General features: G+C 62.6%; 9 protein-coding genes. 5 read left to right on the top strand and 4 right to left on the bottom strand.

Translation table 11 applies throughout. The features are described 5' to 3' along the window. Window positions 1–100: 100 nt before the first annotated feature. From VSP_RS00155 to VSP_RS00145, 3 genes are read right to left on the bottom strand one after another with little or no spacing between them, the layout of a single operon-like run. Window positions 101–1,255: an MSMEG_0568 family radical SAM protein gene (locus VSP_RS00155; protein WP_009957918.1), complete on the bottom strand. Its 1,155-nt coding sequence runs from the start codon at window positions 1,253–1,255 to the stop codon at window positions 101–103. Continuing rightward, window positions 1,197–2,255: a Nit6803 family nitrilase gene (locus VSP_RS33145; protein WP_081452325.1), complete on the bottom strand. Its 1,059-nt coding sequence runs from the start codon at window positions 2,253–2,255 to the stop codon at window positions 1,197–1,199. Before VSP_RS33145 ends, VSP_RS00155 begins: the two co-directional genes overlap by 59 nt. 48 nt (window positions 2,256–2,303) lie before the next feature. Continuing rightward, window positions 2,304–2,786 carry an MSMEG_0572/Sll0783 family nitrogen starvation response protein gene (locus VSP_RS00145; protein ID WP_029190050.1) on the bottom strand — a complete coding sequence of 161 codons (483 nt, stop codon included), beginning with the start codon at window positions 2,784–2,786 and terminating at the stop codon, window positions 2,304–2,306. Between the two features lie 288 nt (window positions 2,787–3,074). Between VSP_RS00145 and VSP_RS00135 the strand changes: the two genes are divergently transcribed. Next, window positions 3,075–5,684: a M1 family aminopeptidase gene (locus VSP_RS00135; RefSeq protein WP_009957915.1), complete on the top strand. Its 2,610-nt coding sequence runs from the start codon at window positions 3,075–3,077 to the stop codon at window positions 5,682–5,684. An 881-nt stretch (window positions 5,685–6,565) separates the two neighbouring features. On the opposite strand, the gene VSP_RS38675 is transcribed toward VSP_RS00135, so the two are convergent. Then, entirely contained in the window at window positions 6,566–8,695 is a 2,130-nt protein-coding gene (locus VSP_RS38675) for a tetratricopeptide repeat protein (RefSeq protein WP_009957914.1), read from the bottom strand. A 156-nt stretch (window positions 8,696–8,851) separates the two neighbouring features. On the opposite strand from VSP_RS38675, the gene VSP_RS00125 reads away from it, so the two are divergent. The 4 genes from VSP_RS00125 to VSP_RS33130 all read left to right on the top strand — a co-directional run bounded on the left by VSP_RS00125 (window position 8,852) and on the right by VSP_RS33130 (window position 13,862). After that, on the top strand, window positions 8,852–10,111 hold the full coding sequence (locus tag VSP_RS00125; RefSeq protein WP_009957913.1) for a hypothetical protein: 1,260 nt from the start codon (window positions 8,852–8,854) through the stop codon (window positions 10,109–10,111). 137 nt (window positions 10,112–10,248) lie between these two features. Beyond that, window positions 10,249–11,358 (top strand): ribokinase, encoded by a 1,110-nt coding sequence (locus VSP_RS33135; RefSeq protein ID WP_009957912.1) that lies wholly within the window; start codon window positions 10,249–10,251, stop codon window positions 11,356–11,358. Between the two features lie 111 nt (window positions 11,359–11,469). Then, window positions 11,470–12,594, top strand: coding sequence for an aldo/keto reductase (locus VSP_RS00115; protein WP_009957911.1), 1,125 nt, complete (start codon window positions 11,470–11,472; stop codon window positions 12,592–12,594). A gap of 119 nt (window positions 12,595–12,713) precedes the next feature. Continuing rightward, window positions 12,714–13,862 carry a glycoside hydrolase family 10-like protein gene (locus VSP_RS33130; protein ID WP_009957909.1) on the top strand — a complete coding sequence of 383 codons (1,149 nt, stop codon included), beginning with the start codon at window positions 12,714–12,716 and terminating at the stop codon, window positions 13,860–13,862. The last annotated feature ends 252 nt before the right edge of the window (window positions 13,863–14,114 follow it).

The following is a 14,114-nucleotide window of genomic DNA, read 5'->3' as shown; positions in this document are numbered from 1 at the left end:
AACAAGATTCTCAATGAAAGGCTCCTAGAACCCAGCGGTTGAAACCCAGGTACAATCTCAGCGTGCTCTGTGCTTCAGTGGTTAAATCATCGGGCTCAAATCACCCCAGACACATGTTCTGACCGTTGCTGTCCTGATTTTCAAAGGTGGAGAGCGAAGAGCACGCCCCGCATTTGGCGCAGCCGGCCTTTACGGTTTCAGAGGTCATGCCGGCGGCGGAGAGCATTTCGCCCAGGGGCTGGAGGATGCTGCGCATGAACTCCGCTCCGGGGGGCTGACGGTGTTGCAACGGGGTGCCGCCGATGGGGACGAAGGGCACGACAAAGGGGTACACGCCCAGGGCGATGAGCTGGCGGCAGCCGTCCAGGAGGCCCTCTGCGGTGTCGCCCAGGCCGCCCAGCAGGTAAGTGCTGACCTGGCCGCGGCCAAAGACGGCCACGGCCGCTGCAAAGGCTTCCAGGTAATAACTCACCGGGACCTGCGCCTTGCCCGGCATGATGCGGGCTCTCACCGTCTCATCCCAGGCCTCGAGATGCATCCCCAGGGTGTCAACCCCCGCGTCCTTCAGCCGGTGGAACCAGCTGAAATCCGCCGGGGGTTCACACTGGGCCTGAATGGCGAGCCCGGTGCGGGACTTGATGGCACGGGCCACGTCCACCAACACGGCGGCTCCGCGATCCTCCGTGGGCGGGGTGCCGGTGGTGAGCACCACCTGCTCGACCCCATCAAACTTCTGGGCGGCGGCCGCCACCTCGGCGAGCTGCTCCGGGGTCTTCCGCGCAATCGTGCGCCCCGCTTTGAGCGACTCACCGATGGCGCAGAACTGGCACTTGGTCTCCGCATTGCCGTAACGGATGCAGGTCTGCAGCACGGTGGTGGCCAGGACGTTGTGAGAGTGGAGCTGGGCAAGCTTCCAGTACGGGATGCCGTCTTCCGTAGTAAGATCATAGAACCTGGGCTGGCGGGGGAAGCGTATGGGTGCCTCCGGGCGTCCGTCCCGGTAGAGCATGGAGCGTCCGTCGAAGGTCGGCGGGTCAGCTGTGAAAGGGGACTGGCGGGCCGGGTGGGTGTGGATGGGCACCATGACGGTGGTGCCCATGACCTGGAGCGCCTTGTGGTCGCTGGGCCCAGCGCCGCCGCGCCGGCTGGAGGCGGAAGCCGCCTCATCCACCATGCGCAGGCCGAGTGACTGCAACTCAGACACCAGCCATTGCTTGCGGGTGAGCAAGGCGGTCTCGAAGTCCGTTGGATTCATGGGAAGGGGAGCTGAGGTCATGGCTGCGGGAGGTACCGTTGATCAGGGGTTCAGGGCTCGCCGACAATGGCGAGGGGCACGACGTGTATTGGTGAAGTGGCTGCTGGTGCATCACCAGGGAGAGCAGATCCGGCCGGGAGTAGTGGCCCACGCTGTCCATCATGCGCTTGCGTTTGGTGATGAGGGCGAAGTCCAGATCCGCCACCACCATGCCTTCACCCTCGGTGAGCGGTTCACCCATGAGCGCACCTTCAGGGGAGACGATGGCGGTGAAGCACCCGCCGCGGAGCGCCTTCTGCATCTTGGCATCGGGAGTGATACTGGTGATCTGCTCATCCGTGAGCCAGCCGGTGGAGTTCACCACGAAGCAACCGGACTCCAGCGCGTGATGCCGGATGGTCACCTCGATCTGATCCCGGAAGATGGGCCCCACCATGGACCCAGGGAACTGGGCACAGTGGATCTGCTCGTGCTGGGCCATGAGCGAGAACCGGGCGAGGGGGTTGTAGTGTTCCCAGCAGGCCAGAGCGCCCAGGCGGCCTACCTTGGTCTCCACCACTTTGAGCCCCGATCCATCGCCCTGGCCCCAAATCATGCGTTCATGATAGGTGGGGGTGATCTTGCGCCGCTTCAGCACCAGAGTGCCGTCGGCATCAAAGACCAGCTGCGTGTTGTAGAGAGACCCGTGGTCCCGTTCATTCACTCCCACCACCAGCACCATGCCATGCCGCCGGGCCTGTTGGGAAAGAATGTCCGGTATCCAGCCGGGGACCTCCACCGCGTTTTCGTAGAGCCGCAGGTGCTCGCGACCGGCGCTCACCGGCGGCTCTACAAAGGAGAAATAGGGGTAGTAGGGCACGAAGGTCTCTGGGAAGACCGCCAGTTCCACCCCTCCGGCGGCAGCCTCGGCCACCGCCCGGCAGACACGGTCCACCGTGCCTTCCACACTGGTCAGATCAGGTGCGATCTGCACCGCTGCCGCTCGAATCATCGTTGCCATACGCCCCTGGGGGTTGTGTTTGTCTGCGGGTGCTGCGTCCTGCGCTGGTTACAGGTTCCAGGAGTGGATCTGGACCGCATTGGCCCTGCCGTGGAGGAGAACAATGTCCAGCACATCCAGGGGGTTGATGGGAATGATGCCCGGAATGAAAGCCTTCTCCGTCTGCCCGTACAGTGCCTGCGTGGAGAAGCGGCAGGCATAGATCTTGCCCCCCTCCGCCATGAACTGGGCCAGACGCTTGTTCACTAGGAGATGGCCGGGGAAAGCCTCATCGCCAAGGGTGGGGAAACCTCGCTGGAATCCGAGAGTTACCCCCGGGCCATACAGGAGGATGGAGGTTTCATAGCCTTTGCGCAGCAACCGGGTGGCCACCAGGGTGTTCACCAGACCGATGGACCCTTCGAAGGCGACACCGTGAAAGGTGACCAGCGCCTTCTCGCCAGGATTGGCCTTCACGTCCTCGAAGACCTTCTCTTCATAATCCACGAGAAAGTCGCCGTCCTTGTTCATGTCTCTGTTTACCGCGGGCATAGTCGTCAGGGAGTAGATGGTTTTCCGTTATCCTCGGAGGCCCTGAATGGGTCCTCACACGCCGCAGAGATTCAGCAGCCGCGGTGCCACCATGCCAGGTGGTCTGTTCCGTCTGGCCGGACATTCATGCAAATCGTTGCATGGCCGCCGGGGCGGCGGAAACTTCAAAATTCAAATGCCAAACTTCAAGGTGGAGACTGGGAGGCCGTACCGGTGAAGCCTCGTTGAATTTTGAAGTTTCCATCCAAAGGCCTTTCTGCCAAAACAGGGGCCTTACTCCACGTTCCCATGCTCCGCGCCGCCCTCCTATTTTCCCTCCTCGCGAGCCAGGCCGTCATGGCCGGGCAGGACTCCATCTGCGCCTGCGGCAAGCATCTCCTGCCCAAAATCACCAACGAAAAACCAGGCCGCAAATACGCCCGGGACCGGCTGGTGGACATCCTGCATCTGAAACTGGATGTGACCCCGGACTTCGACAAACGCACTGTCAAAGGGACCTCCTCGCTCACTTTCAAGCCGATCGCCACTCCGCTCACCAAACTCGAGCTGGATGCGGTGGGCCTGGAGATTGAAGGCGTGCAAACGAGCAACGCCCTGCTGGCCGAGTATGCGGTGACGGACGAAAAGCTGGTGCTGGTCTTCAAGAACCCCGTGCCCGTTGATGCCGAGGCAGGCGTGGTGATCCGCTACCGCGCGCAACCGGAACGGGGACTTTATTTCCGCACACCCGAGAACGGCTACAAGCCCGGCGACACTCAGGTGTGGACGCAGGGGGAGGCGGAGCTGCACCGCTTCTGGTTCCCTTGTTACGACTACCCCAACGAGCGCTTCACCAGCGAGGTGGTCTGCCACATTCCCGCGGACATGCAGGCCATTTCCAACGGCGTGTTGGTTTCCAATAACCAGAAGGACGCCGCCGGTCTCACGCTGTGGCACTGGCGGCAGAACCAGCCGCATGTGAACTACCTCGTGGCCCTGGCCGCAGGTTATTTCCACACCCTGGAGGGGAAGGCGGGCACCGTGCCCCTGGCGCTGCACGTGCCGCCGTCCGAGACGGCTCAGGCAGCCAATGCCTTCCGCGACACGGCGAAGATCATCCCCTTCCTCGAACGCGAGACGGGTACACCCTTCCCCTGGGACAAGTACCACCAGGTGTATTGTCTGGACTTCATCGCCGGCGGCATGGAGAACACGAGCTGCACCTTCCAGGCCGCGGGCCTCCTCTTCCAGGATGACACGGAAACACTCTCCAGCCTGCACTGGCTGGATGCGCACGAGGCGACACACCAGTGGTTTGGGGATCTGGTCACCTGCCGCGACTGGTCACACCTCTGGCTCAATGAGGGATTTGCCACCTACTACACTGTCCTCTATGAAGGCGAGCGCAACGGTCCGGAAGCGTACCAGTTCGGACTGTTGCGGGAGGCCAACAAGGTCTTCGACCGGCTGGATTCCCGCCCGATCGTCTGGCGGGATTACAAGGATCCCATGGAGCAGTTTGACTACCGCTCCTATCCCAAGGGTGCCTGGGTGCTGCACATGATCCGCAGCCGCCTGGGCGAGGACCTTTTCCGCAAGGCAGTGAAGACGTATCTGGACCGGCACCGCAACACGGTGGTGGGTACGGATGATCTCCAGGATGTGCTGGAGGAAGTGTCCGGCCTGTCCTTTGACCGATTCTTCGACCAGTGGCTCTACCACGGCGGCGTGCCCGAATTGAAGGCGGACTACTCCTGGGATGCCGCGGCCAAACTGGCCAAAGTGACCGTGCGCCAGACCCAGAAGGTGAGCGAGCAGGTGCTGCTGTTCCAGTTTGACCTGCCCGTGCGATTCTGGCCCAAGGGAGCGGAAAAGCCGGTGGACTTCAAGGTCACCGTCACCAAGGCGGAGGAGGACTTTTATTTCCCCGTACCCACGGCACCAGAACTCGTCCGCCTGGATCCGGACACGACCCTGCTGGCGAAGTGGGACTTCACTCCGCCGCCCGACATGGTGAAGCGGCAGCTGCAAGGGGATGTGCTGGGTCGCATCTATGCCGTGCAGGCACTGGGCAGGAAGAAGGATGACGACAGTGTGAGACAGATCGCGGAAGTGCTGAACAAGGATGCCTTTTACGGGGTACGCAGTGAGGCGGCCAAGGCCCTGAAGCAGGTCATGACCCCGGCCGCCCGCGATGCCCTGGTTGCAGGCTTGAACCAGCCTGAGGCCCGGGCGCGCAAGGCCGTCGTGGAAGCCCTTGGAGCGTATCCTCATCCGGTCGCCCACGCCGCCTTGTTGCAACAGGCGCAACGCGAGAAGAACCCCGAGATCCTGGGTCAAATCATCACCACCTGGGGTGCCCGGCCCGCGGAGCCAGCCATCACTGCGGAACTGATACGGTTGATGGCCACACCCTCTTATCACAACATGGTGGCCGCCGCAGTGATCGGTGCGTTCCGTGCCCAAGGCGATGCCACGGCCGTGCCGCTGATCCTGGCCAAGCTGAGCTCCAAGGCGGATGCGCTGGAGTTTGATACCGGGGACTTTGCGGCGGGCATGGACGCGCTCGCTTTTCTGGCACGTGACCTGAAAGCAGAGGAACGCGAACCCGTGCGCGTGTTCTTGACCAGCCACCTCAGCCATCCCAGGGAAGAGCTTCGCGTCGCCGCAGCCCAGGGATTGGGCACCCTGCGAGATGCAAGGTCACTGGCAGTGCTCAAGCCCCTGACTGCGGTGAGCAAGCCCTTCAAAGATCCGGTGCGGGATGCTGTAGAGAAAGCCATCGTGACTCTGAGTGCCGACCAACCCCGGCCGCTGGAGTTGAAAGACGTGTGGACCCAGATGCAGGACCTGCAACGCAAGGCGCAGGAGATGGAGAAACAACTGGAGACGATGAAGAAGAAAGCCGGGGCGAAGTGATGGGGGGAGATGGTAAACATCAAGGTATTGGGTGCGCAGTCGGCTCGACTGCCGTTCCCGGCGGCTCGCCGGGGACTCAGTGATCGGAGCGATAGGGTGAGCTCGTGGGGAGATGCGCACTGAGCCGCGGGCGAGCCGCCCTTGCAGCAGGAGGGCCGCCTGCGCTCCCCCAGCTTCCCATTCAGTCGAGCGTGCCTCCAACATCGTAAGCCTCCCCAACGCAATTCTTCCCACCACGTCCTCCACCTGGCGACGAAGTCGCTTTGGAGTGCGCGCGGGAACCGCCGCTTTCGCACCCCTTGTGATGTCCTCAAACCCTTCGCCACCCGCCAGAGCCCACATCCTCCGTTCACACTCCAACCCTTCCTGTCCGACACAGGCCTTCCCAAAGCGGCAACGCTTGCCGCATGGTCGTTCCCGGCAAGATGCCAGGAACAGCACGCAAGATGCGTGCGCTCCCCAAGCTTCCCATCGTCTCTCGCAGACGGAGTCTTTGAAACGTGGGGACCGCGCGCTTCCAGCGTGCCGCCTTCTGCATCCTGCAGAAGGCATTCAGTCGAACGTGCCTCCGACATCGCAAGCCTCCCCAACGCAATTCTTCCCACCACGTCCTCCACCTGGCGACGAAGTCGCTTTGGAGTGCGCGCGGGCACCGCCGCTTTGGCGCCCCTTGTGATGGGCTATAACCCTTCGCCACCCGCCAGAACCCACAATCCTCCGCTCACGCCCCAACGCTTCCAGTCCGACACAGGACTCCCAAAAGCGGCAATGCTTGCCGCACTCCCAAAATCCCGCAAGCGGGATCAGGTGTTGGCCATTCTATCGCCCTTGTTTTTCCTAAATCCTCCGATCTCTCAAGGCCATCCCAGCCACCCCAATCATCACGGCTTCTCTTCTTTGCCGTTCCCATTCCCATCGCCATCACCCGGGTCCGACTTCTTGCGGTTGAACAGCTTCTTCACCGTACCCGTGACCGCACCGGACACCGCATCCGTTGCTCCTGAAACCGCACCCGTCACAGCGCCGGAAACAGCCCCAGTAACGCCCGTAACGGACTTGGTGACTCTCGCAGCCACGCCGGGGCCTTTTTCTTTCTCCTTCTCTTTTTCCTCAACCGGTTCAGCCATCACCACCGGTTTGGGCGGTGCCGCAGGAGTTGCTTCCGGCTTGGGTTTTGGTTTGGGCTGAGACTTCGAGGAGGCAACTGCCTTCTTGTTCTTTTCGCTGGTGCCCTTGGTGGATTTCGAGGCCGTAACCGCGGCTTTCTTGGGTGCGGGGGCTTCTTCTTCCTTTTCCTTTTCTTTCTCTGCTTCTGCCGCAGCCATGCGGGCCTTCTGTTCGGCTGCCACTTTGGCTTTCTCCTCCGCGGCGATGCGAGCCTTCTCCTCCTTCAGCGCCTTTTCTTCCGCAGCTTTGGCGGCAGCGGCTTCCGCCATCTTGGCCTCTTCAGCCGCTTTCTTGGCCTTGGCTTCTTCCATCCTGGTCTTCTCTTCCGCAGCGAGACGCGCTTTTTCCTCTGCCGCTGCCCTGGCCTGGGCAGCCTTCATGGCCTTCTCCTCTTCCAGCTTGGCTTTCTCTGCTGCTGCTTTGGCTGCTGCTGCTTCGGCCAGCATGGCTTTCTCCTCAGCAGCCTTGCGCGCTTTCTCTTCAGCCTCCTGCTTCGCCTTCATGGCGAGCTGCGCCTTCTCTACCTCGATCCGGGCTTTCTCAGCCGCGGCCATCCGGGCCTTTTCCTCAGCTTCCATGCGGACCTTTTCCGCGGCGTCGGCTTTCGCTTTCTCTTCCGCAGCGATGCGGGCCTTTTGCTCGGCGACCATCATGGCCTTCTCTTTCATGGCTTGTTCGCGTTCGGCGATGAGCTGGGTCTCCGCCTTCACGACAATGGCGTGGGTCTCCGCAGTGAGCGGGTGGTCCTTGCCCAAGTGCGCCTCAAAAATGGCCAGGGCTTTGGCATAAAGTCCGGCGGCATCCTCACTCATCTCCATCGCGGTGAAGTTGTCCGCGAGCTGACGGTAGCAACGGCCTGTCTCAGGATGATCGGCCGGGTAGTGCATCCGGCAGATGCGCCAGGCCTCGCCGCTGTGCTTCTGACACAGGTCAAACTCGCCCTGACGGGAAGCCAGCCTGGCGAGACTCAACTCCACCAGGAGCAACTCCACCGCATCGCGCGTCTGCTTCTTCAGCAGGTTCTCGCGGGACTTCTCCAGCAGCGTCTTCGCGCCCGCATCATCACCGCCTGCGAGCACCATGAGGGCTCCCACCCGGCTCTGGTAAAGACCTACATCCCGCGATTCATCGGGAAAGTTCTGCTCGGCCAATGTCAGGGCCTCGCGGGCCAGCGGCAGCGCCCTGGCATACCGCAGCTGCCCATAGTAGATTTGCGCGAGCATGGAAAGGTCCCTCGCCAGGGCGGGGGGCTCATTGCCATGTGCCTTGCGTGCGGCATCCACCGCACGGGCCACGGCCTTGTCCGCCTCCTCATCCCGTTGCAGGAGCAGAAGCGTGTCTGCCAGCAACCCGGCGGGCGCAATCAAATCGGACGCCGGCCGGCCGGTGCGTTCGGCATCGGACAGATTGGTCTCGAAGGCCATGAGCGCGTCATCATAGCGGCCTGCGGCCTGACAGGCGCGGCCCAGTTTCTCCGCGAACCCAAAGGCGAGGTCGCCCTCCTTTCCGCTCCAGCGCTGGTTGATTTCCGCATCGTACCGGGAGCGACGCCAGGCGTAGTCCAGCTGCTCAATGGCCTCCTTCCACCGGCCGACGGCGCGGTAGGCTTCGCCCAGTTCTCCGCGACGGATCACGATTTCGATGTCGTTTTCCTTAAACAGCTTCGTGGCCGAGCTCAGCGCCAGTTCGTAGTTGATCACCGCCTTCTCGTTCTCACCCTTGAGCGCAGCCTCCTTGGCGATGTCCCGGTAGGACTGTGCAAAGGCCGTCGGCAGGGGGGCCAGCGTCTGAAGCGCAAGCAGCAGCGCGAGGGGGTAGCGGAGGCGTGAAGGCGGGCCGGACATGGCAGAAAGTCTTCCCTCCACTGTGCTGGCAGGCAAGGCAAAGTTGGTTCCCGCCCGGCCGCGTGCAACATTCGGGGCCAAAGGGGTGTTTCAATTGCGCGGCCCGCATCGTAATCTGTGGGTCGTTTTGCCCCCCTCCGAGATCCGCTGCCGCCCATGATCCGCCAAGTCCTGCCCCGCCTGCTCGCGAGCACCCTTCTGCTGGGGGGAGTGGCGACATCCCTGCACGCGGCGGAGGCGCCCAATGCCTTCACGCTCCCGCCGCACAGCTACTGGGAGCGGGAGCCGCAGGATCGGTTCACCCAGTTCAAGACGGACTTTGAAGCCGGGCGGGCCCCGATCGATTTCAGCAGTGACAAGGCCTTCCTCATCAGCCTGCTCAAGGCGCTGGACATTCCTGCCTCGAGCCAGATGTGGGTGTTTTCCACCACCAGCCTTCAGCTCCGGTTCATTTCACCCCGCAATCCGCGGTCGGTGTACTTCAATGACGAGGTGTCCATCGGCTACATCCCAGGGGGCCGGATCGAGGTGGCCTCGCTCGACCCCGATCTGGGCGCGATTTTCTACATCTTCGACATCCCCCAGCCGGGACAGGCCCCCGTGATCGAGCGCTCCAACCGCTGCATGAACTGCCACGCGGGCTCGGAAACAGGCCGGGTGCCCAACTGGGTGGTGGAATCGTCCCTGCCTGGGCCCACCGGGGGCAGTGTGAAGTCTTTCCGCCAGGACACCACGGGCCACGGCATCCCGTTCAACGAGCGCTTTGCCGGCTGGCATGTGACGGGCAAACACGCCATTACCGGTCACTGGGGCAATCTGATCGGTCGGCTTTCCCCGCAGGGTGTGCAGACAGAGTCCGTGGTGCCGGGGGAGCGGTTCGACGTGAACAAGTACCCGGTGGCCACCAGCGACATCCTGACCCACCTCGTATTTGAGCATCAGCTCGGGTTCGTAACCCGCCTTGTCGAGGCCACCTACCGCACCCGCGCCCTGCTGGAGGAGGACAAGGGCCGCCTGACCCCGGCCCACGGTGCGGAGCTGGACAAGGTCGCAGACGCCTTTGTCCGCTACATCCTCTTTGCCGATGAGGTGAAGCTGCCCGCCGGGGGAGTGGAGGGCGATCCCACCTTCGTGGCCGATTTCCTCAAGCCGCGCAAGACCACCGCCGGGGGTACCTCGCTGCGCGACTTCGATCTGCGCACTCGCATCTTCAAGTACCGCTGCAGCTATATGATTCACTCCACGGTGTTTCAGAAAATGCCCGCCGAGATGAAGCAGCGGGTCTATCGCCGTCTCGGCCAGGCACTGAGTGAGGGCAAACCGGATCCCGCCTACAGCTATCTGCCCCTGGAGGAGAAGCGGGCTATTGTGCAGATCCTGAAGGAGACTGTTCCGGACATCACCCGACGTCCATGACATCGCAGGGCAGTTTCCGCACAAAGATTTTGCTGGGAACTTGCCAAAATACGCTGACAGAATGGGTGACTCAGGGTGTTAATTGCACCTGAAAAAAGCAAGCCCGACGTCTTCCCACGCACCTCCACGTCCGCACAATGTCTGATACTGTTCCGAACCCCGCCATTGCCGTTGTCGGCTCGCTGAACATTGACACCCAGCTCTCGGTACCGCAGTTGCCGGAGACGGGAACCACGGTGGCCGCCAGCAGTATGAGCAGCTGCTATGGAGGAAAAGGGGCCAATCAAGCGGTGGCCGCCTGTCGTCAAGGAGCGTCTGTCAGTCTGATCGGCTCGGTGGGCACAGACGCTGGCGGCAGCGCCTACCTTGAGTACCTCGTGGCTCAGGGGATCGACGTCTCTGCTGTGCAGCCGTACGAAGACACTCCGACGGGACGCGCCTACATCTGCGTCAACCCGGCAGGCCAGAATACCATCGTCACGCTCCCAGGTGCGAATGCCTACCTCATGGCAGAGCGGGTGGCGGAGAACATCGGCCTGATCGAAGGGGCTGATGTGGTGTTGTGCCAGCTGGAAGTGCCGGTGGAATCCGTGGTGTATGCCATTCAGACCGCCAACGAATATGGTAAAACCACCATTTTGAATCCCTCGCCGCTCAATCCGGAGTTTCCCTGGGGCCAGGTGCCGATCGACTTTCTCATTGTGAACGAGAAGGAAGCGGCCTCGCTGCTCGGCTACTTTGTGGAAAGCACGGCTGAGGCCCCCACAATCCGTTCCCAGATGGCCGACCTTGGCATCGGCACGCTCATCATTACCCGGGGCTCCGAGCACACGTTTGCCTTCAGTGCCAATCAAGCGCTCAAGGTGCCGCCCCCCCAACTGTCCGTGGTGGACACCGTCGGTGCCGGAGATGCCTTTGCCGGGACGTTTGCCGTGCACTGGGCCCAGTCTCGCAATCTGCTCGGCAGTCTGCGCAAGGCCAACATCGCCGGTGCCCTGGCCACCCAGCGCGAAGGGGCCCAGGATGCCATTCCGACCCGCGAGGAGGTCGATGACTTTGGCAAGGCACCCGCTCCAGAGCCCGAGCCTGAACCTGCTCCCGAAGAATCCAATCCAGAATATTCTGAATACTCTGCGGAAGGGGCGGAAGAAGCTCCTCAAGAACAAATTGGGGATGAACCACCCGCGGAGGAGGTCAGCGACCTGCCAACCTCCGATGATGACGCAGAGCACAAGCCTCAAGGTTGAGGTACCGCTGCACTCCTGGGCACACCCGTAGCAATCTGCGGCCATGGATTCGCAAGTCCCGCCTACGGGTTGGGCTTTGACCGCGCGCCTTTTCACCGTATTACCTGTATTATGGATCTCACACGCACCGCATTTGGCAGTTGGAGCGGCGGCCGCTTCATGCACTTTGGCGAAGCCCTCACGGACGAACGCTACATTCAGCTCGTCCAGCGCTCCTATGAGAAGGGCACCCGCACCTTTGTGACCGCTGATGTGTACGGTGGCGGCCGGGCAGACACCCTCCTGGGTGAGGCGCTCAAGGGCATCGACCGCAGCACCTACGCCCTGGCGGGCATCATCGGCCACGACTTCTACGGCGGTCTGCGGGCGGGGGCCAAGGGCTATCCGCGCTTCACAGAGCCCGGCCTCCATGCGCCTGAGGACTATGCCAGCTACGTTCAGATGGCCACGGAGAAGTCCCTTGAGCGCTGCGGGACGCAGAAGTTTGATCTTCTCATGCTGCACAACCCGGACACGACCGGCTACAGCAGTCCCGTGGTGTGGGACGCCCTGCGCGCGGTGAAGGCCAAGGGCCTGACGGACCGCCTCGGCATCGCCCCTGGTCCCGCCAACGGCTTCACCCTGGATATCATCGACTGCTTCGAGCGCTACGGCGCAGACATCGACTGGGCCATGATCATTCTGAACCCGTTTGAACCGTGGCCGGGCCAGCATGTACTGAGCGCCGCCCGCAAGCACGACGTGAAACTGCTCGCCCGGGTGGTGGATTTCGGCGGCATCTTCCATGATGACGTCAAGCCGGGACACAAGTTCCGCGACGGCGACCACCGGAGCTACCGTCCCCAAGGCTGGGTGGAAGAAGGCAACGAGAAGCTCGAAAAGGTGCGCCCTATCGCCGAAAAATATGGCCTGACGATGCTGCAGCTCTCCGCCATCTGGGACCTGTCACAGGAGCCCGTACGGAGCGTGGTGCCGACCCTCATTCAAGAAGCGGGGGAGGGTGCCAGGACCATCGAGTCCAAAGCCGACGAGCTCGCAGCCCTGCCCGACATCACCTTCACCGCAGAAGAAGTGAAGGAAATCGCAGCCATCGGCGACAATACCGGGTGCATGAAGCTCAAAGGTGCCAGCGAGCGCCACGAAGGCCAGGAAGCCCGTGCGGACGAGTGGCCCATGCGCGGCGAACTGCTCGAGGTGGCCAAGCGTTGGGAGCTCGGCAGCACTTGGGCGTGGTAAGGAGAAGAGGGATGAGTTAGGTGTTAGGAGTTAAGAGTTGGGTGATTTCCGGATTCGCGGGTACTTCTCGCCGCCGATTCACCTCGAACGAATCCTCATAACGCCTAACCCCCTCACTCATGCCCCGACTTTTTGCCAGCTTTCTGCTGTTCTTTGCCGTCCTGTTCTCCCTGGCCGCCCCAGCCTCCGCCGAGATGCGCGGAGCCTGGGTGGCCTCGGTGCACAACCTGAACTTCCCGTCCCGCACGGGGCTCTCCGCCGATCAGCAACGGGCGGAAATCCGGCGCATCATCAACATCGCTGCGGCGTGCCGTCTGAACTCTCTCATGGTGCAGGTGCGCCCGGAGGGGGATGCATTGTACCGTTCACGCCTCGAACCCTGGAGCCGTTTCCTTACCGGCACGCAGGGGGTGGATCCGGGCTATGATCCGCTCGCGACCTTCATTGCGGAGGGGAAGAGCCAGGGCATCGCCATTCACGCCTGGATCAACCCGTATCGCGCCTCCACGAGCAAGGCCGGCAAGGCGGAAAATCACATCTCCCGCACCATGCCCGGTGCCGTGCGCAGGGTCGGCTCCATGCTCTGGATGGATCCCGGCGATCCGGCAGTGCGCCAGCATGTGGTGCGCGTGGTGGAGGACATCGTCCGGCGCTATGCCGTGCGCGGGGTCATTCTGGATGACTACTTCTATCCGTACCCCGGCACCGGGCTGCCGCGCGGCACATTTCCAGATGACACCACCTACGGCCGCTACCAGGCCGGCGGCGGACGTCTCGACCGCGCCGACTGGCGTCGTGAAAACGTGAACACGCTGATCCGTGAACTGCACACGGTGGTGCATGCGAACCGCCAGGGTGCCTGGTTTGGCGTGAGCCCGTTTGGCATCTACCGGCCCAACGTCCCGCGCGGGGTGGAGGCCCAGCTTGACCAGTTGACCGAGCTGTACTCAGACCCCGTGGCCTGGCTCCGCGAGGGGACGGTGGACTACCTCTCCCCGCAGCTCTACTGGACCGACGCAGGTCCCCAGAGTTTTTCCTCGCTCCTCGGTTGGTGGCGCAGCTCCAGCGTGAACCCACGGGGGATCCTGGTCTTCCCAAGCCTCGCAGCGGATCGTCTGGGCGGCAGCCACAACTGGCCGGTTCAGGAAATCAGCCGCCAGCTCGACATCGAGTCCTCCATCCGGCCCAAGGGCGGGTTCATCATCTGGAGCATGGCCCCATTGATGCGGAACACCAAGGGGGTGAACGGGGTGTTGCAGGGGAGATAGGGCCCGCTCCGAGGGAGACAGAAGACGACAAGACAGAAGACTCAAGACCTGAGCGCACGCCAACGAGGACACGTTCAACGAAGCGGCCGGCAAAGGGAGAGAGGGACATTGGTGTCCCGGTCCGATTCAGTCGTCCCATGAGGAAGTGTCGCGTTCCTACGGCCAATTACCCTGGGTTGTAGGGCGACCGCTTCGGTTGCCTCATCAGGGGTGGCGCGCGGCAAGCGGAGCGCTTGCCCTACAGGTGTCTGG

Origin of the sequence: Verrucomicrobium spinosum DSM 4136 = JCM 18804, assembly GCF_000172155.1 — a bacterium.
GTDB lineage: Bacteria > Verrucomicrobiota > Verrucomicrobiia > Verrucomicrobiales > Verrucomicrobiaceae > Verrucomicrobium > Verrucomicrobium spinosum.
Note: the sequence above shows the minus strand (reverse complement) of the source record. Positions and strands in the feature narration are given on the sequence as shown.

Excerpts from the sequence above, each read along its gene's own strand:
- VSP_RS00155 (WP_009957918.1), bottom strand. The coding sequence starts at position 1,255 with ATGAATCCAACGGACTTCGAGACCGCCTTGCTCACCCGCAAGCAATGG.
- VSP_RS33145 (WP_081452325.1), bottom strand. The coding sequence starts at position 2,255 with ATGGCAACGATGATTCGAGCGGCAGCGGTGCAGATCGCACCTGATCTG.
- VSP_RS00145 (WP_029190050.1), bottom strand. The coding sequence starts at position 2,786 with ATGCCCGCGGTAAACAGAGACATGAACAAGGACGGCGACTTTCTCGTG.
- VSP_RS00135 (WP_009957915.1), top strand. The coding sequence starts at position 3,075 with ATGCTCCGCGCCGCCCTCCTATTTTCCCTCCTCGCGAGCCAGGCCGTC.
- VSP_RS38675 (WP_009957914.1), bottom strand. The coding sequence starts at position 8,695 with ATGTCCGGCCCGCCTTCACGCCTCCGCTACCCCCTCGCGCTGCTGCTT.
- VSP_RS00125 (WP_009957913.1), top strand. The coding sequence starts at position 8,852 with ATGATCCGCCAAGTCCTGCCCCGCCTGCTCGCGAGCACCCTTCTGCTG.
- VSP_RS33135 (WP_009957912.1), top strand. The coding sequence starts at position 10,249 with ATGTCTGATACTGTTCCGAACCCCGCCATTGCCGTTGTCGGCTCGCTG.
- VSP_RS00115 (WP_009957911.1), top strand. The coding sequence starts at position 11,470 with ATGGATCTCACACGCACCGCATTTGGCAGTTGGAGCGGCGGCCGCTTC.
- VSP_RS33130 (WP_009957909.1), top strand. The coding sequence starts at position 12,714 with ATGCCCCGACTTTTTGCCAGCTTTCTGCTGTTCTTTGCCGTCCTGTTC.